Source organism: Streptomyces sp. NBC_00207 (genome assembly GCF_045160965.1).
In the GTDB taxonomy this organism is placed as follows: domain Bacteria; phylum Actinomycetota; class Actinomycetes; order Streptomycetales; family Streptomycetaceae; genus Streptomyces.
Map to the genome: position 1 here is coordinate 1,390,418 of NZ_CP130715.1, position 21,153 is coordinate 1,411,570.

The following is a 21,153-nucleotide window of genomic DNA, read 5'->3' on the forward strand; positions in this document are numbered from 1 at the left end:
CCTGTGGCGATGCCGACAGGGACGGCAGGGTCATCGAGGCCGGTGCGACGAGTGCGCCGCCGACGCTTTGCACCGCATGTCCGGCGACCTCGACCCACGCCGTGGCCGCGGCCGCCACCGCGACGGGGTGGACAGCGACCTCGCCTCGCCGCCCGCGGATGATGCCGCTTACGATGCGGACATGGACGTGCAGGTGAAGCGAGCGAGGAAGCCTCTCGGGCTGCGCTCGTCCCTGCTCCTCGTCCTCGCCGTACTCGCGGGGCTGGTGGCCATGCACGGCCTGGGGCCGGGCGCTTCCTTCCCGGTGGGCGCCCACGCGGGGGCCGGTTCCCACCACGCGTCGGCCGCCGGCCACGAAAAGACCACCTCCGATGCTCCGTGCCCCGACGGCTGCGTTCACGTAGGTGATCCGGTCGGCGGCGGACGCGGCGGGCATGCCGAGCACGCCGATGCGACGTGCGCGGCCACCGGCACGGCCGGTGCACCCGTCCTGCCCGCCCCCGCGGTCCTGCCCGGCAGCACCGGCTCCGAGGCGGTCGTCGCGCACGGGATCGTCCCCGACGCCACTGCCTGCGGACGGGCACCACCGTCACTGAGCGAGCTGCAACTCCTGCGTATATAGGGCGGCCCCGGCAGGCCCGGCCCTCAGGCGGCCGGTGACCTTGCCCCTCAGCCCCGCCCTTCCTCAGCACGCCCGCATCCGCGCGTGCCCCACAGCAGGAGTTGCACCACCATGACCACCAAGCGTTCCCTGATCCGCCGCGCCACCGTCGTGGCCGCGGCCGCCACCGCCGCCCTCGTTCTCGCCGCCTGCGGCGGGAACGGCGACGACACCGGTTCGGCCGGCAGCGACCAGAACACGGCTTCCCCGGCCGCCTCCGCCCCGGCGCGGCAGGGCGACCACAACGCGGCCGACTTCGCGTTCGCCCAGGGGATGATCCCCCACCACCGCCAGGCCATCGAGATGGCGGATCTCGCCGCGACCCGCGCCGAGGCCGCCGACGTGAAGAAGCTCGCCGGCGAGATCAAGAAGGCTCAGGACCCGGAGATCAAGACCCTCTCCGGCTGGCTCACCTCCTGGGGCGAGCAGGTCCCGGCCACGGGCGAGGACCACGGCGGACACAGCATGTCCGGCATGATGGCCGCCGAGGAGATGAAGCAGCTCGGGGCCTCCTCCGGCAAGGCATTCGACACCGCCTTCCTCCGGCTGATGGTCAAGCACCACGAAGGCGCCGTCGCCATGGCCAAGACCGAGCAGTCCGACGGGAGTTACCAGCCCGCCAAGGACATGGCCGGAGCGATCATCACCTCCCAGAGCGCTGAGATCGCCCGGATGAACACCCTCCTCGGCAAGAGCTGACCGGCATCAGCCCGCCCGGTGCGGGCAGCCGGCCACGGCTGCCCGCACCCCCGCCGACCTCGCCCCGGCCGCGCCAGGCACCGAAGCCCCGCCGACCGTCCGTACGGCGATCCGCGCAGCCCGCTCGCGCCGCAAAGCCCTCCCGGCCAGGCACCTCGGATACGTCGGCTACTTCGCGCATCCTGCTCGTCGCCTCCTCCACGGCTCCGGAAACGGGCAGTGACCCCGGCACCGGTTCGGGCGGGAGCGGGACCCTCCAGGAGGAACCGACCGTCACGGGCAGCACGCAGCCCGCGCCGCAGACCCAGGACGAGAAGGCCCACAACGACGGCCACGGACGCCGACCCAGCGGATCACACCACCGGCGGCTGCCCGGCGCCACCGAGCAGAACGGCCAGCAGCCGCCCTGTGATCGCCTCCGGTTCGTCTCCGCTTCCGGGAACGCGTGTCATCAGCAGGTGGTGAATCGTGCCGACGAGCGCGAGCGCGATGGTGGCAGCGTCAGCGTCGGCGGGCAGTCGGCCGCCGCGCTGCTCCGCCTGCAGGTAGGCGGTGAAGGCGTGCTGAATCGCATCGAAGGCGGGCGCGCCGGCCTCAAGGCCCTCCCGGGTGTGCAGCGCGGCCGCCGGGCGGGTCATCGCCAGCCCCACCACCGCCGGCGGCAGGGCCTCCAGCAGGGCGAGAACGATGCCCTGAAGATTGGCCGCCACCGTGGCCTGCCCCACCTTGGCGTCCAGCGCCTCGGCCCGGCGGGCGCTGCGCGCGAACCGGTCCAGGACCAGCTCGGCGACGAACTCGTCGAGTCCGGCGAAGTGCGTGTGCAGGACGCCCTTGGCGCAGTCCGCCTCCGCCGTGATCGCGCGGCTGGTCAGGGCCGCGGCGCCGTCGCGGGCCACCACCCGCTCCGCCGCCGCGAACAGCCGCTCGCGCAGGTCGGGAATCGCCACTCCACGAGGTGACACAACGGCCCCTTTCTCCAAGCCCATTGAAAGTATGGGCGATCGCCCATACTGTTTGGGCACTTGCCCATACTAGGGCCGGAGGGCTGTTCCGTGCTCCGGCGGGAGGGAGTTCACCCATGGGTCAATTCATCAACACCGCGCAGGCCGAGGCGTGGAACGGCTACGAGGGTGAGCAGTGGGCCCGCAGCCAGGAACGCTGGGACGCCGTCAACGACGGCTTCAACCAGCCCCTCCTGGACGCCGCGGCCATCTCGGCAACCGATCACGTACTGGACATCGGCTGCGGAGCCGGCCGCACGACGCGCCTGGCCGCCCAACGGGCGGGTGAGAGCCGGGCCCTGGGGCTGGACCTGTCGGGTCCGATGCTCGAGCGGGCCGGGGCGAGCGCGGAACGCGAGGGGGTGCACAACGTGTCCTTCATCCAAGGCGACGCACAGGCCCATCCGTTCGAGCCCGGGGCCTTCGACGCGGCCATCAGCCGCTACGGCGTCACGTTCTTCGCAGACCCGGTCGCCGCCTTCGCCAACATCCGGCGCGCACTGCGCCCGGGTGGACGGCTGGCGTTCATCTGCGCGGCGGAGGCCGAGGCCAACGAATGGCTCCAAGCGCTGGCCTCACTGAACGGCATCCTGCCGCTCGGAGGCTTCGGCGCACCCGGTGGGCCGGGCATGTTCTCGCTCACCGACCCCGACCACACCCTCGCCCTCCTGACCTCCGCCGGTTTCAAGAACGCCCGCGTGGAGCGCGTGGAAGCCACCGGGAACTGGGGGAAGGACGCCGAGGACGCCGCGGCCTTCCTGCTCGACTCCGGCCCCGGCCGCCACCTGCTCAGCCAGGTCGCACCCGATGCCCAGGAGCAGGCCCGACGGGCACTGATCGACGGGCTGCGCCCCTACGAGAACGCCGGGGCCGTGTGGCTGCGCAGCAGCTCGTGGCTGGTCACCGCGGCAGGTGGGGAGATACAGGGCGACTGAGGCCGTCAGGCGGACACCATCGCGGCTCCGGCGATCAAGGGGTTGAGCAGGCCGGTCGCGGCCAGCGGAAGGTCGGCGCGGCCGCCGAGGCCGACGTTGTCGGCGAAGTCCTCCCGAGGGGCAGGGGCCCCACTTTGGCGGCGGCGCCGGAGTCATGCCCCTGCCCTCGCCCCATCTCCGCAACCGATCACTCAGACCACTACGGCGTCGGACGAACATGCAGCCCCGGGCATCAGAGGCGCTCCGTCATGAGCGATTCGGAGCATCTTCTTGCCTGGCTGCAGGACTGGTACGCGCACCAGTGCGACGGCGGCTGGGAGCACGAGTGGGGTCTGAAGATCGCCACGCTCGACAACCCCGGCTGGACCGTCGAAATCGATCTGGAGGAGACGGACTTGGAAGGACGCGAGTACCCCCGCCAGGACGTCAATCGCAGCACGCACGACTGGGTCTGGGCCTGGACCGCCGAGAAGACCTTCCACGCCGCGTGCGGCCCCGGAAACCTCACCGAGGCCTTGCGCTCTTCCGCACCTGGGCCACTACGGCCACTCCCTGAGCCAGTGCAGAGTCAAGAGCTGCAACTGCACCAGGCAAGGCGGCCGCCGGCGTATATGAAACGTAGATGGACGGCTGCGAGTCTCCTCGGCAGAACCGCCCGCAAGCCAGCCAGGGGCCGCACACGGCACCTGGACCAAGAGACAGGATCCACCGTGCCGCACATCCGCACGTCCGTCACGCGCCGTCTGGCCTTCCTCGTCCCCGCCGCGCTCCTCGCGCTGCTCGCCGTCGGTGCCACCGCCGGCGCCCCCGTCCTCACCGCGGACCGCGGCACGAGCATCTCGGCCGACGACGTCAGCGGGCCCCGCCCGCGCCATGACCACAACGAGTTCAACAGCCGGGCCTGACCGCCACGCCCGTATCCAGCAGGGTGCGGGCCTCCTCGGCCTCCGGGAGGCCCGCCCGCTCGAACACCTCCAGCGCCTCGCCCGCGTGCCTCAGCCCCTCCTCTCGCCGGCCCGCCGCCAGGCAGACCCCGGCGTGGATCAGCAGGGCGTAGCCGCGGTCCCGGCCCCGGCCCGGCACCGTGCGCAGATGGGCCACGGCCCGGGCGGAGGCCTCCAGCGCCTCACGGGTCCGGCGGAGGTCGCTCAGCGTCCGGGCGCAGCGGTAGTCGGCCTGCGCCCGCTGGCCCGGGATCCGGACCGCGTCGCACAGGTCGAGGCACTCCTCGTACGCGGCCAGTGCCTCCTCCAGCCGGCCGAGCTCGTGCAGGGCCTGCCCGCGCACGCACAGCGCGTGCGCGACCCCGTGGTGGTCGGCCATCTCCCGCAGCGCCTCCAGGGCCTCCTCGCACGCGGGAAGCGCCTCGGCCGCCCGGCCGCCGCGGACGCGGGCCAGGGCGGCGTTGAGGGTGATCGTCAGAGCGCCCGAGCGGTGGCCCTGCTCCCGTGCCAGGACGAGCGCCTCGTCGAAGCACTCGGCCGCCTCGCCGAAGCGGTGCTCGAACTGGGCGATCACCCCGAGGTCGTTGTACGCCTGCTGCAGGATCGCCCGGTCGCCCGCCCGGCGGCAGGCCCGCACGGCCAGCTCGGAGGCGGCGCGGGCCCGGCCCAGATCGGTGGCCTGGAGCGCCGCGTTCCCGATGAGGAAGTGGGCGCGCCCGGCCGCGCGGTCGTTGCCGCGCAGCGTCGCGGCCCGGGCCAGTTCGGCAGCGGTCGTGGTGATCCGCGCGTAAGGGATGTCCTGCCCGAAGGAGCTGAGCGCGACCAGCAGGTCGGCGGCCATCGTCAGCTGCTCCGGGTCCGCGGCGTCCGGCCGCCGCACCACGAGCTGGACGGCGTGCAGCGCGCAGTCGAACTCCGCGACGACCCAGTCGCGGGCCTCGGTCAGGTCCGCGAGCCGTCCCTCCCCCGGTTCGACGGCCGCCGCGACGATCGAGCGGTGCACCGGGTCCCCGGGGATCATCCACTGGAAGGCCTCGGCCGCCATGCCCAGCAGGTGGTGCAGGAGGCGGTGCTGCACCGGCGGGCCGGGCTCACCGGCCGGGGCCGGCAGGTTGAGCGCGAAGTCCCGGCCCAGCTCGTGGTGGCGGTAGCGGCCGGGCTCCGGTGATTCGAGCAGGGCGGCGTCCACCAGGGCTTCGAGCAGCTCCTCGGCCGCCGGCTCGGCCAGGTCCAGGGCGGCGGCCGCCGCGGCGAGCCCGATGCCGGGCCGGGAGACGGGGGCGAGCCGGCGGAACACGCTCGCCTGGGGCCCGGTCAGCTGACGGTGGCCCAGCTCGAAGACGGCGGCGACGGCCAGGTCGTCGGCCCGCAGTTCGGTCAGCCGGCGCCGCTCGTCGGCGAGGCGGGCCACCAGGTGCGCGACGGTCCATCCGGGCCGGGCGGCGAGGCGGGCGGCGACGATGCGGACCGCCAGCGGCAGCCGGGCGCAGGCCTCGACCAGCGCGGCCGCGGCCTCCTCCTCCCGGTCCACCCGGTCGGCGCCGACGATCTGGCGCAGCAGCCCGAGCGCCTCCGCCGGGGTGAACTCCGCGAGCTGGACGTGGCGTCCCGACAGCAGCCCGCCCAGGCGGGCGCGGCTGGTGACGACCACGGCGCAGCCCGCAGCGCCCGGGAGCAGCGGTTTGACCTGGGCGGTGTCCCGGGCGTCGTCGAGCAGCAGGAGCAGCCGGCGGCCGTCCAGGACGGTACGGAAGAGCCGGGCGCGGTCCTCCGTCGAGGGCGGCACCTCGCGGCGGGGCACGCCGAGGGCGCCGAGCAGGCTGGCCAGGACGGTGCCGGGGTCGGCGGGGTCGCTGCCGGTGCCGCGGAGGTCGGCGTAGAGCTGGCCGTCGGGGTAGGCGTCCTTGACGAGGTGCGCGACCCTCAGGGCCAGGGCGCTCTTGCCGATGCCGCCCATCCCGCTCACGGCGGCGACGGCCAGGGCGGTGCGGGCCGGGTCGCTCAGGACGCCGGTGAGGGCGGCCAGTTCGGCGGCACGGCCGCTGAAGTCGGCGATGTCGGCCGGGAGCTGGGCGGGCCGGACGTACGCGGCCGCGGCCTGCCCCTGCGCGAGGTCGGGCGCTGCGCCGGCCCCGGACACCGCGGCCCGGGCCCCGTCCCGCATCCCGGCATGGCCGGCTCCCGGGTCCCCGGCCCGCGGAGCCCCGAAGTCCTCGGGAACCCCGGTGGCGGCCGTGGCCCCCGGCTCGTGCGCACCCGCCACAGTGGTCCCCGGCAGCCCGGCCGGACCAATGCCGTACGCCCCCGCCGGCCCGGCGGCGGGCGGCCCCGCGAACCCGGGCGGTGCCCCGGCAACCCCGGCGGACGCCGCCGGGAACCCCTCGGGTCCCGCGGGCGCGCCGCCGGAAGCCGGTGCGCCGCCCGGGGCGACACCGTGCGCTCCCGCGGGCGCCGTCGGCGCGGCGCCGGAGGGCGCGGCCGGGAGCCGTGCGGGCGGCTTGCCCCCGCGGCCGGGGGCCGGGGATGCGGGGGCCGGGAGGAGGGCCGGGTCGCCCGACAGGATGCGGGCGTGCAGGGAGCGGAGGTCCGGGCCCGGGTCCAGGCCGAGTTCGTCGGCCAGCACCTCGCGGGCCCGGCCGAAGACGGCGAGGGCGTCGCCCTGCCGCCCCGCGGCGTACAGCGCGCGCATCAGGAGCCCGTACGGGCGCTCCCGCAGCGGCTCCTCGAGGATGAGGGCGGTGAGCTCGGGGACGGCCCGCTCGTGCCGCCCGAGCAGCAGGTCCACCCCGAGGCGCTCCTCCAGCAGGTGCAGCCGCAGCTCCGCCAGGCGCGAGCGCTGGCTCTCCGCGAACGGCCCCGGCACCCCGGCCAGCGGCTCGCCCCGCCACAGGGACCCGGCCTCGGCCAGGGCTTCGGCGCAGACCTCCAGCTCCCCGGCCGCGTGGGCGCGCGCGGCCTTCGCGGCCAGCTCCTCGGCCCGTACGGCGTCGACCGAGCCGGGCGGCACCGCGAGCCGGTAGCCGTCGTTCGCGGACTCCAGGATCCGGGCCCCGGTCTTCCCGGACTCCCCGCCCTCCAGCAGCTTCCGCAGCCGCCAGACGTAGGTCCGCAGGATCATCACCGCGGAGCCCGGGGCGGACTCCCCCCAGACCGCGGCGGTCAGTTCGTGCAGCGGCACGACATGGCCCGCGCGGAGCACCAGGGCGGCGAGGGTGGCCTGCTGCTGCGGCGGTCCACCGGTCGGCACCGGTCCCCCGTGGGACACGCCCACGGATCCGAGCACGAAGAATTTCACGAGGTCCCCCTGTGCGTTCCCCCTGTGCGCGCGCACAGCTCCACACGGCGGTTGGTCCCCAGTTGTCCTGGCCCGCCGTTGTACGGAGCGTCATCCTAAGCGGTTCACATGACCATGCCGTCGGAATGGGTCGCGGCGGCGGGCCGGCCGGGCCGGGCCTGCGCGGCGGAGCGGAGGGACCGCGTCCGGGTCACACCCATCCGAGGCGGGCCGCGCGCAGCCCCGCCTCGAACCGGCTTCGGGCGCCCAGCCGTTCGATCAGCGAGGCCATGATCCGCCGGGCGGTGCGGGCCGAGATGTGCAGCTGTCCGGCGGCGGATTCGTCGGTGTGGCCCTCGGCCAGCAGGCCCAGCAGGGAGCGCTCCTGCTCAGTGGGTACATACACGGCCTCCGACGGATCCGCGCCCAGCGGTATGGCCGCGCCCCACTCCCGCTCGAAGAGCGCGACCAGTGGGGCGATCATGCCGGGCGCGGAGAGGAACAGCGCGCCCTGACGGCTGTCCGCCGGGTCGATGGGAACGAGGGCGTGGGTCCGGTCGACCAGCACCATCCGGGTCGGCAGCGCGGCGACCGTACGGAAGACCCCGCCGCCCGCGAGCAACGCCCGGCTGTAACGCAGGGTGCCCGGATCCTCCCGTACGAGGTCCAGCCCGATGGTGCGGATGGCGACGCCGCGGCCGAGCACGAGGGCGTCGTTGCGTTCGGCGGCCTCCAGCGCGGCCGCGGACTGGGGGCCGCCCGGCATGAAGGTCAGCACCTCGGTCCTGGCCTCCAGCGCCAGGCGCTCCAACCGCCGCTGCACGGCGTCGAGTCCGGCCAGCCGCTCGACGCCCTCGGCCGGGCGGCCGCCGGAGCCGGCGCCCGCGAGGATCCGGACCAGGGCCTGCTGGTGGCCCGCGGCCTGGCGGTGCCGGCGCACCAGTTCCTCGTGCTGCTGGTCCAGGAGCCGCTGCATCCCGAGGACCGGGTCGACGACGGTGAAGCGGCCGGGCGTCTCGAAGGACGCCTGGACCAGGCGCAGCGCGAACAGCCGGTCGAGGCAGTCGCGGACCCGGTCGGGCTCCACCCCGAGCCGGGCGGCAAGTTCGACCAGTCCCAGTTCGGGCCGGGCCAGCACCTCCTCGTACACCGTCTGGTCGAGCTCCTCCAGGTCGAGCGTCACGGACATCGGTTCCCCTCTTGGCATGCGGTCGTCCCCGTCGATCTGTGAGCAGCCTGCCTGCCGGAGATCTACGTGACATAGACGCGCCCTCTACGCGCGTCAACGTGGCCTCCGGCCGGCCGTCGGCAGGGGCCCGGCCGGGGGCGGCTGTCCCAAAGCGTCCTGGCCGCTTCCGCCACCCCTGAACCCGTTCCCCCAGGTCAACACCTTGGCCAGGATGGAGGCGTGCCGCTCGGCACCCCTTCCCCACTCCCGATGAGGGCACCTCCATGACTTCTCGCGTCCACACCACCGTCCGTCCGGTCCGCACCGCTGCCGTGGCCGTCGCCTGCGCCGTGCTCGCGCTCACCGCCGGCGGGCCGTCCGGTGCGGACACGGCCGGGGCCGCCACCGTCCGGGCGGCCTCGGTGCCCCTCCCGGCCGCCCCGGGCGCGGTCACCAACGGCCTCATCTGGGACTGACCCGGCCGCGTGGAGCTGACCCTCGTCTCTCTCGTCCCGCCCGGGCCCGGCCCCGGTCCCGCGGACGACGGCCGCCTGCTGCGCCTGCTCTGGGGCGCGGCCCGCCCGGGGGAACGACTGGAGCACATCAGCGTGCGGAGCGGTCCGCACGGCGTGGACCTCGGACTCTTCACCGTGGCCACGCCCGGCACGACCGCCGCGGAGGCCGCCCTGGCCATCTGCCGCCGCGTGCTCGCACCTCCCTCCCCCTTCCACGGCTGGCACCTCGCCACCACATCCACCAGCCTCGCGCAACCCGGCGCGATCCCCACCACCACGACGTGACAGGAGCACCCGTGACCAACCCCTTCGAGGACGACGAAGCCACCTACTTCGTCCTCGTCAACCAGGAGAACCAGCACTCCCTGTGGCCCGCCTCGATCGAGGCGCCCGCCGGCTGGACGGCCACCCACGGCCCGGCCTCTCGCCAGGACTGCCTGGAGCACATCGAGAAGACCTGGACCGATCTGCGTCCGGCCACCCTGGTCGCCGCCCTCGGGGAGCGCTGAGCCGATGACCGTCCAGCGCACCGCCCGTCCCCGGCACTACCTGATGTGCCGCCCGTCCCACTTCACCGTCGACTACCGCATCAACCCCTGGATGGATCCGGCCAAGCCGACCGACACCGACCTGGCCGTCCTGCAGTGGGAGCGGCTGTACGCCCTCTACCAGGAGCTCGGGCACACGGTCGACCTGATCGACCCGGTTCCGGGGCTGCCCGACATGGTCTACTCGGCCAACGGTGCCACCGTGCTCGGCGACCGCGTCCTGATGGCCCGTTTCCGCCACCCCGAGCGCGCCGCCGAAGCCCCCGCCTACCAGGCCTGGTTCGAGGCCAACGGCTACGCCGAGGTGGTCGCCCCGGAGCACGTCAACGAGGGCGAGGGCGACTACCTGGTCGCCGGGTCCCGGATCCTGGCGGGCACCGGCTTCCGCACCGACCCGGCCTCGCACGCCGAGGCCGAACGGGTGCTCGGCGCCCCGGTGGTGGGCCTGACCCTGGTCGACCCGCGCTTCTACCACCTGGACACCGCCCTCGCCGTGCTCGACGACGACGAGATCATGTACTTCCCCGGCGCCTTCTCGGCCGAATCGCAGACGGTGCTGCGCGAGCTGTACCCCGACGCTCTGCTGGCCACGGAGGAGGACGCCGAGGTCTTCGGGCTGAACGCGCTCTCCGACGGGCGGAACGTCCTGCTCGCCGAGGCCGCCCGCGGGCTCGCGGACCGGCTGGCCGAGCGCGGTTTCACGCCGATCGGCGTCGACCTGTCCGAACTGTTCAAGGGCGGCGGCAGCGTCAAGTGCTGCACCCTGGAGCTCCGTCACGCCGCGCAGGCGCCGGCCGCGGGTGGTGCCGCATGAGCCCGCACCCGACCACCCCCGCAGCGGCCACCGCTGCCGAAGCCACCGCCACCGAAGCCACCGCCACCGAAGCCACCGCCGCCGAGGCCGCCTTCGCGGGCCTCCTCGACTGGCTCGTCGAGCCCGGCGCCCCGGCCACCGTCCGCGCCCCCGGGCTGGCCGACGCGGCCGCCGCGCGGGACTGGCTCGCCGAGCACCACGCCGAACTGCGCGCCGGACTGGACCGGTTCGGCGCCGTGTACGTGAGCGGGCTGCCGGTCCGCAGCGTCGACGACTTCGCCGTCGTCCGCGACGAGCTGGTCCGCCGGGCCACCCCGTACCGCGAGAAGGCCACCCCCCGCAGCGACTTCGGCTCCGGCGTCTTCTCCTCCACCGACCTGCCCGCCGCGCAGGCGATCCGCCCGCACAACGAGAACAGCTACACGCTGACCTTCCCCGGCCTGCTGCTCTTCGGCTGCCTGACCGCCCCCGAGGAGGGCGGCGCGACCCCCGTCACCGACTGCCGCGAGGTGCTGCGCTCGCTCCCCGCCGCTCTGGTCGAGCGGATGCGCGCCTGCGGCTGGGTCCTGACCCGCACCTACTCGGAGACCCTCTCGGTCGCCTGGCAGTCCGCCTTCGGGGCCACCGCCCGCGAGGAGGTCGAGGCGTACTGCGCCGAGAACGCCATCGCCTGCGCCTGGGACGAAGAGGGCACGCTGCGCACCAGCCAGGTGCGGCCGGGCATCGTCCGCCACCCGCAGACCGGCGACGAAGTCTGGTTCAACCACATGGCGTTCTGGAACCGCTTCTCGCTGGACGAGGAGCTGCGCGAGGTCCTGCTGGACGAACTCGGCCCCGAGGGCCTGCCCTTCGACACGGGTCTCGGTGACGGCGTCCCGCTGACGGAGGCGGACCTGGCGGCCGTCAACGCCGCCTACGAGCGGGCCACCGTGCGCCGCGCCTGGCAGCCGGGAGACCTGCTGATCGTCGACAACGTCCTGACCGCGCACGGCCGCGACCCCTTCCGCGGCGACCGGCGGATCGTCGTCGCCATGGGCGACCCGGTCGCGGTGGCGGACTGCGCCCCGACCGTCGCCCCCCGTGCCGGAACCGTGGCGGCGGTGTCCCGTGGCTGAGCCGACGAACCTGGTGGAGCGGTTCCTGGAGACCGCCCGGACCTTCCCCGGCCGGGCCGCGGTGCACGCCGCGGACGGTGCCCTGACCTTCGAGGAGCTGGCCGGGCGCACGGCCCGGCTGGCGGCGGCGCTGCGCGCGCTCGGCGTCCGCCCGGGCGACCGGGTCGGCGTGAGCCTGCCCCGCGGCACGGGCTGGGCCGTGGCCCCACTGGCGGTGTGGCGGGCCGGTGCGGCCTACGTCCCGCTGGACCCGGCGTACCCCGGGGAGCGGCTCGCGCACATCGCGGCCGACGCCGGGCTGCGTGCGGTGGTCGCGCGGGCGGGGGCCGCGGCCGAGTGGGCCGAGGGCCTGCCGGTCCTGGACCCGGACACGGCGCACCCGGACACGGCGGCGCCTGCCGCGCAGGCCGACGCGGAGCCGTCCGGCCGTGCCGGGCACCCGGCCACCGCGGCCTACGTCATCCACACCTCGGGCACCAGCGGACTGCCGAAGGGTGTGGAGGTCACTCACGCCGGCGTCGCCGCCCTCGTCGCGGGCCTGGAAGAGCGGGGCGTCTACCCGTCCGGCCACCGCGTGGTCGCCTGGAACGCCAGCCTGTCCTTCGACGCGTCCGTGCAGCAGTGGGTCCGCGTGTGCCGCGGCGACACCCTGGTCGTCCTGGACGACGAGGACCGCACGGACCCGGCCCGGCTGGACGCGCTGCTCGACGCGTACGGCGTGACCGACCTCGACTGCACCCCCTCGCACTGGCGGCTGACCGGTCCGCGGCTGCGGCCCGGGCGTCCGCTGCGGCTGCTGCTGGGCGGCGAGCCGGTGCCGGAAGCGATGTGGCGGGCGCTGGCCGAGGACCCGGCCGTGGAGGCCTGGAACCTGTACGGCCCGACCGAGTGCACCGTCGACGCCACCGCGACCCGGATCACCGGGGCCGCCCCACGCCTGGGCGAGCCGCTGGCCGGGGTCCGCGCCCAGATCCTCGACGAGGGGCTGCGGCCGGCCACCACGGGCGAGCTGTACCTGGCCGGTCCGGGCGTGGCCGTCGGCTACGTCGGCCGGCCCGGGCTGACCGCCTCGCGGTTCGTCGCGGACCCCTTCGCCACCGACGGCAGCCGGATGTACCGCACGGGCGACCTGGTGCGCTGGCGGGCCGACTCCGGTCTGGAGTTCCTGCGCCGCACCGACCGGCAGCTCAAGGTCCGCGGCTTCCGGGTGGAGCCGGGCGAGCTGGAGGACCGGCTGCGCGGCCACGCGGCGGTGGAGGCGGCCGTCGCCGTGGCCCGGACCGGGCCGGACGGCGACACCCTCCTCGCGGCGTACTGCGTCCTGGCTCCCGGGGCCCGGGTGACCGACGCGGAGCTGAGCCGGCACTGCGGGGCCGCGCTGCCCGCGTACTTCGTCCCGTCCGTCTTCGTCACCGTCGACGCGCTCCCGCTGACCCCGAACGGCAAGGTGGACACCGAGGCGCTGCCGCCGCTGCCGACGGCCCCCGCAGCCGGGCCGGAGTCCTCCGGGCGCGCCCCCGAGGGCCCGCTGGAGGAGCTGATCGCGACCGTCTGGGCCGAGGTCCTCGGCCGGGACGGCGTCGGCGCGGAGGCCAACTTCTTCGCGCTCGGCGGCCATTCGCTGCTGGCGCTGCGCGTGGTGTCCCGGCTGAAGAAGAACGCCGGGATCGCGCTGCGGACCAAGGACGTCTACCGCTTCCCCGTCCTCGCGGACCTGGCCCGGCACGCGCAGTCGGTGCACGCCCTGGCCGCCGGGGAGGCCTCGTGAGCGTCCTCGACACCACCGCGGTGCGCCTGAAGGAGACCGGGGAGGGCGCGCCCACTCTGGTCTGCCTCGCCTTCTGCGGCGGGGGCACCGCCACCTTCCACGACTGGATCCCGGCCCTGCCCGACGGCGCCGGCCTGGTGGCCGTCTGCTATCCGGGGCGCGAGGGGCGGTTCGCCGAGGAGTTCGCCCGGACCTGGGACGAGCTCGCGACGGACGCCGCCGCCGGGGTCGCCGCGGTGGCCGGGCAGGGACCGTACGTCCTGTTCGGGCACAGCATGGGCGGCTGGATGGCCTTCGACGTCACCGTACGGCTCGCCGCGGCGGGCGCGCCCGCGCCGCGCGCCCTGGTCGTCTCCGCCTGCAACGCCCCGGACCGCGGGGTCACCGACCGGGACCGGTTCCTGGACCGGGGACAGCGCGACGACGAGCTGGTCGGCTGGATGAGCACCCACGGCCTGCTGCCCGAGCACGTCCTCGAAGAGCCCGAGCTGACCGAGATGGCCGTGGAGCTGATGCGGGCCGACCTGGCCGCCCGGGACACCTTCACCCACACCCCCGGCGCCCGGACCGGCGTCCCGCTCCAGGTCTTCTCCGGGGACGCGGACCCGGTCATCGGCGAGGACGTGGGGCCGCGCTGGGCGGCGCTGACCGACGGACCGTTCCGCCACGACGTCCTGCCCGGCGGCCACTTCTACACCCCCGAGGTGTGGCGGGGCCTGCCCGCCCGGATCACCTCCCTGACGGCCGGGGCCGCCGCGGCCCCCGCACCCGTCCTCTCCGTGTCCGCCGCCCTTCGAGGGACGGCGGCCCCATGACGAACGGCAGCTCCATGACCTTCTCCCCCGCCTTCGGCATCAGCCACGTCGAGTCCTACGTCGCCGACCTCGCGTCGGCGGCGGCCGAGATGACCGGCCGCTTCGGTTTCCGTGCGGTCGCCCGCGCCACGTCCGCCGACGCGGAGTCCCTGCTCCTGCGCCAGGGCCGGATCTCCCTCGTCCTCACCCAGGCCCGCTCACCGCACCACCCGGGCGCCGCCTACGTCCTGGCCCACGGCGACGGCATCGCCGACATCGCGCTGAGCGTGCCCGACGTGGCCGCCGTCTTCGACGAGGCGGTCTCCCGCGGCGCGGTCCCCCTGGCCGTGCCGCGCCGGCACCCCGACGGCCGCACCCGGGCCGTGATCGCCGGGTTCGGCGACGTCGTGCACACCCTCGTCGAGCCGGATCCGGCCGGGCCGCCCCCGGGCTTCACCCCGCTGCCGGACGCCGCCGCACCGGACGCGGACGGCGAACTCCTGGAGGAGCTGGACCACTTCGCGGTCTGCCTGACCGCCGGACAACTCGACCGGACCGTGGAGTTCTACACCCGCGTCCTCGGCTTCCGCATGATCTTCCAGGAGCTCATCCGGGTCGGCGCGCAGGCCATGAACTCCAAGGTGGTGCAGAGCGCCTCCGGCGAGGTCACCCTGACCCTGATCGAGCCCGACACCTCCCGCGAGCCGGGGCAGATCGACCGGTTCCTCGCCGAGCACGGCGGCGCGGGCGTCCAGCACATCGCCTTCGCCTCCCGGAACGTCGTCCGGGCGGTCGGGGCGCTGCGCGAGCGCGGCGTGGAGTTCCTGAGCGTCCCCGACACCTACTACACGATGCTCGCGGACCGGCTCGACCTGGCCCGGCACTCCACGCAGGAGCTCCAGCGCATCAGCGTCCTGGTCGACGAGGACCACGACGGGCAGCTCTTCCAGATCTTCACCCGCTCCACCCACCCGCGCCGCACCCTCTTCCACGAGGTGATCGAGCGGTTCGGCGCCCGCACCTTCGGCAACGGCAACATCAAGGCCCTGTACGAGGCCGTCGAGGCCGAGCGGCTGGGCGCCGGAGAGGTCCTGCGGTGAGCGCCGGTCACGACACCGCGCCGGTCCCGGTCCGGCTGGAGGACTTCGCCGGACCGGCCCGCCGGGCCCTGCCCCCGGAGATCTGGGACTTCATCGCGGGAGGCAGCGGCGAGGAGCTGACCCTGGCCGCCAACCGGGCCGCCCTGGACCGGATCCGCCTCGTCCCCCGCGTCCTGTCGGGTCCCGCGGCCCTCGACACCTCGGCCGAGCTCCCGGGCGGCCGGGCGGCCCTGCCCGTGGCGGTCGCGCCGATGGCCTACCAGCGACTGCTCCACCCCGAGGGCGAGCTGGCCACGGCCCGCGCCGCGGCGGCCGCCGGGGTGCCGTTCACCCTGAGCACGCTGAGCAGCGTGCCGGTGGAGGAGGTCACGGCGCTGGGCGGGGTCACCTGGTTCCAGCTGTACTGCCAGCGGGACCCGGGGCTCACCGCCGAGCTGGTGCGGCGCGCCGAGGACGCGGGCTGCGCCGCGGTGGTGGTCACGGTCGACGTCCCCTCGATGGGCCGGCGCCTGCGCGACCTGCGCAACGGCTTCGCCCTGCCGGCGGGCGTGGCGGCCGCCCACCTCGACCCGGCCACGACCCGCCGGGCCGCCGAGCGCCGGGCCGGGACGTGTGCGGTGGCGGAGCACACCGCCGAGTCCTTCGCCCGCGCCCTGGGCTGGGACGACCTGGCCCGGCTGCGGGAGCAGACGGGACTGCCTCTGATCGTCAAGGGGATCCTCGATCCGGGTGACGCCGCGACCGCGAGCGCGGCCGGTGCGGACGCCGTCGTCGTCTCCAACCACGGCGGCCGCCAGCTCGACGGCGCCGTCGCCAGCGCGGACATGCTGCCCGCCGTCCGGGCGGCGGTCCCGCCGTCCTGCCGGCTGCTGCTGGACAGCGGGATCCGCGGCGGGACCGACGTCCTGAAGGCCCTGGCGCTCGGCGCGGACGGGGTGCTGCTGGGCCGGCCCGTCCTGTGGGGCCTGGCCGCGGACGGCGCGGAGGGCGTCTCCCGGGTGCTGGGGCTGCTGGCGGCCGAACTGCGCTCCGCCCTGGAGCTGTCGGGCTGCGGCACCCCCGCCGACGCACCCTGGCTGACGACGCTGGGGGCGGGCCGGTGACCCGCACGGCCGTGGCCCTGGACCGGGCCGATCTGCACGCGTCCCTCGCGGACCCCGCGCTGCTGTCCATGACCTTCCTCAACGAGATCGCGGGACGGTTCCCCGAGGCGGTCTCCTTCGCCCCCGGGCGGCCGACGGAGGACTTCTTCGACCCGTCCGACCTGCACCGCTATCTCGACACGTACATCCACCACCTCACCGCGGACAAGGGCTACGACGCGGCCGGGGTGCGGCGGGAGCTGTTCCAGTACGGCCGCACCAAGGGCGTCGTGCACGAGCTGATCGCCCGTCACCTCGAACGGGACGAGGGCATCGTCTGCGACCCGGAGGCCGTCCTGGTCACGGTGGGCGCGCAGGAGGCGCTGTGGCTCGTGCTGCGCGCCCTGAAGGCCGGCCCGCAGGACGTGGTGCTGGCCCTGGACCCGACGTACGTCGGGCTGACGGGCGCCGCCCGGCTGCTGGACCTCCCGGTGCGGTCGGTGCCCGAGGGCCCCCGCGGGGCGCGTCCGGAGCAGGTGCGCGAGCGGATCCGCGAGGTCCGCGCGGCCGGGGAGCGGCCCCGGGCGCTGTACCTGGTGCCGGACTTCTCCAACCCGAGCGGCCACTCCCTGGATACGGGGACGCGCCGGGAGCTGCTGGAGGTCGCTGAGCAGGAGGACGTGCTGCTGCTGGAGGACAACCCGTACGGGTACTTCCGGGTGGCGGACGGCTCCCGGCCGCCGACGCTGAAGGCCCTCGACACCGGGCAGCGGGTCGTCTACCTGGGCTCGCTGTCCAAGACCTGCTTCCCCGGCGCCCGGGTGGGCTTCGCCGTCGCGGACCAGCGGGTCACGGGGGCGGGCGGCCCGGCGCTGCTGGCCGACGAGCTGGCCCGGGCCAAGAGCATGCTGACCGTCAACACCCCGCCGGTGACGCAGGCGCTGGTCGGCGGCATGCTGCTGGAGCACGGCGGCAGCCTGCTGGAGGCCAACCGCCGCCAGATCGACGTCTACCGGCGCAACCTGCGCTGTCTGCTCCAGGGGCTGAACCGGCGGTTCGCCGGGATGCCCGGGGTCCGGTGGATCGCCCCCGCGGGCGGCTTCTTCGTCGTGCTCGACGTGCCGTTCCCGGTGACCGACGCCCTGGTCGAGGAGGCCGCCGTCCGGCACGGGGTGCTCTTCACGCCCATGCGCCACTTCAGCGGCCAGGAGCGGGCCGGGCGCCAACTGCGGCTGTCGTGCAGCTCCTTGGACCCCGAACGGATCGAGGACGGGCTCGACCGGCTGGCGGCGCTGATCGACGAGCACGGCCCGGCACCGCATGGCTGAGCCCGCCACCCCGCCCGCACCCCTCCCCCCTTGCCCCGCACCATCCCGAGAAGGAACGTCCATGCACACCGACGACGCGCCCGGACCGCGGCATTCACTCGTCCGGCTCCTGATCCATGCCGTCCGGCGCAACCCCGCGGCGGTGGCCGTCGTCGACGGCGGCGTAGCCCGCACGTACGGCGAACTCGACCGGCTGTCCGCCGAGATCGCGGGCGGGCTCGCCGCCCGCGGCCTGGGACCGGACGACGTGGTCGCCGTCCACGGCGAACGGTCCTGGGAGCGCTGCGCCGCAGTGCTCGGCGCCTGGCGGGCCGGCCTGGGCGTGGTCTGCGTCGACCCGGGCATGCCCGCTCCGCGGGCCGCGCGGATCGCCCGGCTCTGCGCCCTGCTGGTCCGTCCCGACCACACCGCGCCGACCGGTCTCGGCCCCGCCGAGGTCGCCTTCGGCGAGCTGCGCGGGGCCCCGCTGGAGGAGCTGCGCGAGGGGACCGTCGGGTACGTGATCCCCACTTCCGGATCGACCGGTGAGCCCAAGTCGGTGGCCGTCCCCCCGTCGGTGCTGGCCGCGCTCGGCGACTGGCACGTGCGGCACTGGGCCCACGACCGCCCGCCGCACACCCTCCAGGCGGCCTCGATCGGTTTCGACGTGGGCTACGAGGAGATCGTCACCACCTGGCTGGCCGGGGCCGCGCTGGTCGTGGTCTCCGACGAGGAACGCCAGGACCCCTTCGCGCTGATCGACCTGATCCGCGAACAGCGCGTCGCCCGGCTGTTCCTGCCGGTGGTGGGGCTGCACGCGCTGGCCACGGCCGCCGTGTTCGAACCGGACGCGATGCCCGACCTGCGGGAGATCGCGGTCGCGGGCGAGCGCCTCGTCGTCAACTCCGAGGTGCGGGAGTTCTGCGCGGCCGCCGGGGTCGCCCTGGTCAACGAGTACGGGCCCAGCGAGACCCACGTGGTCACGCAGTACCGGCTGGACCCGCGGGAGGCCGCGTCCTGGCCCGAGCACCCGCCGATCGGCGGCGCCGTCGCCGGGGCGGAGCTGCTGCGCGAGGCGGACGGCGTGCTGCGGCCGTTCGCGGCGGGCGAGGAGGCGGAGCTGGTCGTCGGCGGGGGCAGTGTCGGCCTCGGCTACCTGGGCGACCCGGAGCTGACCGCGGCCCGCTTCCGGACCCTGCCCCACCGCGACGGGACCCCGCGCCGTACGTACGCCACGGGGGACGTCGTCCGGTTCGACGGGGCGGACTTCCACTTCGTGGCCCGGGCCGACGACCAGCTCAAGGTGAGCGGGTACCGGGTCGAGCCCGGCGAGGTCGAGGCGGTCCTGGGCGCGGTTCCGGGGGTCCGCCGGGCCGTGGTGGTGGCGGTGGAGGTCGCGGGCTCGCGCCGGCTCGCAGCCGTGTGGACCCGGACGGGGGCGGACGGCCCCGGGCCCGTGGAGCTGGCCGCGGCGTGCGCGGCGCACCTGCCCGCGTACATGGTGCCCCGGCACTTCCGGCCCGTGGAGGACCTGCCGGTGACCGCCAACGGAAAGGTCGACCGGGCCGCCCTGCGGGCGCTGTTCGCCCCGGCCCGCACCGCCGTCTGACCAGCACGCGCAGGCCCGTGGAGGCCCGCGGCGAACGAGAACGAGGAAGACATGAGGGGAATCGACGTGACCGAGGCGGAGCAGATCCTGTGCGGTGTCCTGGCGGACCTGTTCGGAATCCCGGAGGTCGGCCCGCAGGACGGCTTCGTCCGGCTCGGCGGTGACAGCATCATCGCCGTGCAGGTGGTCGGCGCGGCCCGCCGGGCCGGGCTGCGCATCACCGTCCGGGACGTGCTGGCCCTGCCGGACGTGGCGGCCCTGGCCGCCGCTGCCCGGCCGCTGGCCCGGTCCGCCCGGTCGGGTGCCGACGACGGGGTCGGGCCGGTCCGGCCGACGCCGGTGATGCACTGGCTCGACGAGCGCGGCGGGCCCGCCGACCGCTACTACCAGTACCTGGTGGTACGGACCCCGGCCGGACTGACCGGGCAGAGCGCGGCCGAGGTGCTCCAGGCGGTCCTGGACCGGCACGACATGCTGCGCGTGGTCCGGGACGGCTCCGGCTGGCGGACCCGCCCGGCCGGGTCGGTGCGCGCCGCGGAGTGCCTGCGCCGGGTGGCGACGGAGGGCCGCGAGGCCACCGCCGAGGAGGTCGGGCGGGAGGTGCACGCGGCCCGCGACCGGCTCTCGGTGGGCGGCGGGGTGATCGTGCAGGCCGTCTGGTTCGACGCCGGGGCCGGGCTGCCCGGGGCGCTGGCCCTGGTCGTCAACCACGTGGTCGTGGACGGGATCTCCTGGCGGGTGCTGACCGGCGACCTCGCCCGGGCCTGGGAGGCGGTCGCCGCCGGCCGGGCCCCCGCCGGCGCCCTCGACCCGGTGGCCACCTCGTTCCGCCGCTGGTCGGAGCTGCTCACCTCGGAGGCGGCCGGGGAGCGGACGGCGGCCGAAGCCCCGTACTGGAGCGGTGTGGTGCGGCCCGGTGCGGGCATCGCGGGCCGCCGCCCGCTGGACCCGGCCCGCGACCACGAGGACCTCGCCGGGCACCTCGCCCTGAGCCTGCCCGCGGCGACGGCCGGGCCGCTGCTGACGTCGGTGGCCGACCGGCTGGGCGCCGACGCCAACGAGGTGCTGCTGACCGGGCTCTCCCTGGCCCTGGCCCGGTGGGAACCCTGCGGCCCGGAGGTCCTGGTGGAGCTGGAGGGCCACGGCCGGGAGGACATCGGCGCCGAGGCCGACCTCTCCCGCACGGTCGGATGGTTCACCACCCTCTTCCCCACCCGCTTCGCCCTGGACGGCCTGGACGCGGCGGACGCCGAGGACGGCGGCCCCACCGCCGGTGAGGCACTGCGGCGGGTCCGGGAGCAGCTGCGGGCGATTCCGCGCAAGGGCATCGGGTACGGCCTGCTGCGCCACCTCGACCCGGTCGTCGGCAAGGAGCTCGCCGCGGCGGAGCCCGCGGGCCTCGGTTTCAACTACCTGGGCCGGCTGGGTGGTCCGGGCGGCGGCGACTGGCAGCTGCTGCCCGCCCACGGGGCCCGGCTCGACGCCCCCGGCCCGGGCATGCCGATGGCGCACGCCGTCGAGGTGAACGCCTTCGTCCTGGAGTCGGCGGACGGGCCCGTCCTGCACGCCGACTGGGCCTGGGCCGACGGCGTCCACGACGAGGCGGAGGTCCGGGCGCTGGCCGAGGGCTGGTTCCGGATGCTCGGCGCCCTCGTCGTCCACGCCGACCGCACCGGCCCCGCGGTCCCGTCCACCGCCTTGCCCGCCTCCGGCCTGACGCTCGACGCGATCGGCCAGGACGAACTGGACGACCTCGCGGCCTCCCTCGGCCTCCACTGACCCCGACCGGACCGCACCCCCGCCCCGCCGCCGCTCTCCG

At 75.4% G+C, this 21,153-nt stretch carries 19 protein-coding genes; 16 read left to right on the top strand and 3 right to left on the bottom strand.

Annotation, left to right across the window (positions count from 1 at the left end; all coding sequences use genetic code 11):
* Positions 1-181: 181 nt before the first annotated feature.
* Both OG472_RS06990 and OG472_RS06995 read left to right on the top strand, forming a co-directional pair.
* Positions 182-622, top strand: coding sequence for a DUF6153 family protein (locus OG472_RS06990; protein WP_405941137.1), 441 nt, complete (start codon positions 182-184; stop codon positions 620-622).
* Between the two features lie 111 nt (positions 623-733).
* Positions 734-1,360, top strand: coding sequence for a DUF305 domain-containing protein (locus OG472_RS06995; protein WP_405941138.1), 627 nt, complete (start codon positions 734-736; stop codon positions 1,358-1,360).
* Between the two features lie 353 nt (positions 1,361-1,713).
* On the opposite strand, the gene OG472_RS07000 is transcribed toward OG472_RS06995, so the two are convergent.
* On the bottom strand, positions 1,714-2,322 hold the full coding sequence (locus OG472_RS07000) for a TetR family transcriptional regulator (protein ID WP_401603730.1): 609 nt from the start codon (positions 2,320-2,322) through the stop codon (positions 1,714-1,716).
* A 116-nt stretch (positions 2,323-2,438) separates the two neighbouring features.
* Between OG472_RS07000 and OG472_RS07005 the strand changes: the two genes are divergently transcribed.
* Together OG472_RS07005 and OG472_RS07010 are read left to right on the top strand one after the other, a co-directional pair.
* Positions 2,439-3,296 (top strand): class I SAM-dependent methyltransferase, encoded by an 858-nt coding sequence (locus OG472_RS07005; protein WP_405941139.1) that lies wholly within the window; start codon positions 2,439-2,441, stop codon positions 3,294-3,296.
* A 248-nt stretch (positions 3,297-3,544) separates the two neighbouring features.
* A complete protein-coding gene (locus tag OG472_RS07010; RefSeq protein ID WP_405941140.1) occupies positions 3,545-4,201 on the top strand; it encodes an immunity 53 family protein in 657 nt (218 codons plus the stop codon).
* Here OG472_RS07010 and OG472_RS07015 read toward each other — a convergent pair.
* Both OG472_RS07015 and OG472_RS07020 read right to left on the bottom strand, forming a co-directional pair.
* Entirely contained in the window at positions 4,185-7,535 is a 3,351-nt protein-coding gene (locus OG472_RS07015; RefSeq protein ID WP_405941141.1) for a BTAD domain-containing putative transcriptional regulator, read from the bottom strand. The genes OG472_RS07010 and OG472_RS07015 overlap by 17 nt on opposite strands.
* Before the next feature lie 190 nt (positions 7,536-7,725).
* A complete protein-coding gene (locus OG472_RS07020; protein WP_405941142.1) occupies positions 7,726-8,703 on the bottom strand; it encodes a LuxR C-terminal-related transcriptional regulator in 978 nt (325 codons plus the stop codon).
* 263 nt (positions 8,704-8,966) lie between these two features.
* On the opposite strand from OG472_RS07020, the gene OG472_RS07025 reads away from it, so the two are divergent.
* The 12 genes from OG472_RS07025 (at position 8,967) to OG472_RS07080 (ending at position 21,113) form a co-directional block, all read left to right on the top strand.
* Positions 8,967-9,158: a hypothetical protein gene (locus OG472_RS07025; RefSeq protein ID WP_405941143.1), complete on the top strand. Its 192-nt coding sequence runs from the start codon at positions 8,967-8,969 to the stop codon at positions 9,156-9,158.
* A 9-nt stretch (positions 9,159-9,167) separates the two neighbouring features.
* Positions 9,168-9,482: a hypothetical protein gene (locus OG472_RS07030; protein WP_401603746.1), complete on the top strand. Its 315-nt coding sequence runs from the start codon at positions 9,168-9,170 to the stop codon at positions 9,480-9,482.
* Between the two features lie 11 nt (positions 9,483-9,493).
* Positions 9,494-9,706: an MbtH family protein gene (locus tag OG472_RS07035; protein WP_401603748.1), complete on the top strand. Its 213-nt coding sequence runs from the start codon at positions 9,494-9,496 to the stop codon at positions 9,704-9,706.
* Between the two features lie 4 nt (positions 9,707-9,710).
* Positions 9,711-10,559 carry a dimethylargininase gene (gene ddaH / locus OG472_RS07040; protein ID WP_401603751.1) on the top strand — a complete coding sequence of 283 codons (849 nt, stop codon included), beginning with the start codon at positions 9,711-9,713 and terminating at the stop codon, positions 10,557-10,559.
* Positions 10,556-11,674: a TauD/TfdA family dioxygenase gene (locus OG472_RS07045; protein ID WP_405941144.1), complete on the top strand. Its 1,119-nt coding sequence runs from the start codon at positions 10,556-10,558 to the stop codon at positions 11,672-11,674. Before ddaH ends, OG472_RS07045 begins: the two co-directional genes overlap by 4 nt.
* On the top strand, positions 11,667-13,442 hold the full coding sequence (locus OG472_RS07050) for a non-ribosomal peptide synthetase (RefSeq protein WP_405941145.1): 1,776 nt from the start codon (positions 11,667-11,669) through the stop codon (positions 13,440-13,442). Before OG472_RS07045 ends, OG472_RS07050 begins: the two co-directional genes overlap by 8 nt.
* Positions 13,439-14,257, top strand: coding sequence for a thioesterase II family protein (locus tag OG472_RS07055; RefSeq protein WP_405941146.1), 819 nt, complete (start codon positions 13,439-13,441; stop codon positions 14,255-14,257). Before OG472_RS07050 ends, OG472_RS07055 begins: the two co-directional genes overlap by 4 nt.
* On the top strand, positions 14,254-15,336 hold the full coding sequence (hppD, locus tag OG472_RS07060) for a 4-hydroxyphenylpyruvate dioxygenase (RefSeq protein WP_405941147.1): 1,083 nt from the start codon (positions 14,254-14,256) through the stop codon (positions 15,334-15,336). The genes OG472_RS07055 and hppD overlap by 4 nt, the downstream gene beginning before the upstream one ends.
* The gene (locus OG472_RS07065; RefSeq protein ID WP_405941148.1) at positions 15,333-16,439 is read left to right on the top strand and encodes an alpha-hydroxy acid oxidase; all 1,107 of its coding nucleotides are present in this window, start codon (positions 15,333-15,335) and stop codon (positions 16,437-16,439) included. The genes hppD and OG472_RS07065 overlap by 4 nt, the downstream gene beginning before the upstream one ends.
* Positions 16,436-17,746, top strand: a complete 1,311-nt coding sequence (locus tag OG472_RS07070) for a PLP-dependent aminotransferase family protein (protein WP_405828539.1) — start codon at positions 16,436-16,438, stop codon at positions 17,744-17,746. The genes OG472_RS07065 and OG472_RS07070 overlap by 4 nt, the downstream gene beginning before the upstream one ends.
* 61 nt (positions 17,747-17,807) lie before the next feature.
* Positions 17,808-19,334 carry an AMP-binding protein gene (locus OG472_RS07075; protein ID WP_405941149.1) on the top strand — a complete coding sequence of 509 codons (1,527 nt, stop codon included), beginning with the start codon at positions 17,808-17,810 and terminating at the stop codon, positions 19,332-19,334.
* A 51-nt stretch (positions 19,335-19,385) separates the two neighbouring features.
* A complete protein-coding gene (locus OG472_RS07080) occupies positions 19,386-21,113 on the top strand; it encodes a condensation domain-containing protein (protein ID WP_405941150.1) in 1,728 nt (575 codons plus the stop codon).
* The last annotated feature ends 40 nt before the right edge of the window (positions 21,114-21,153 follow it).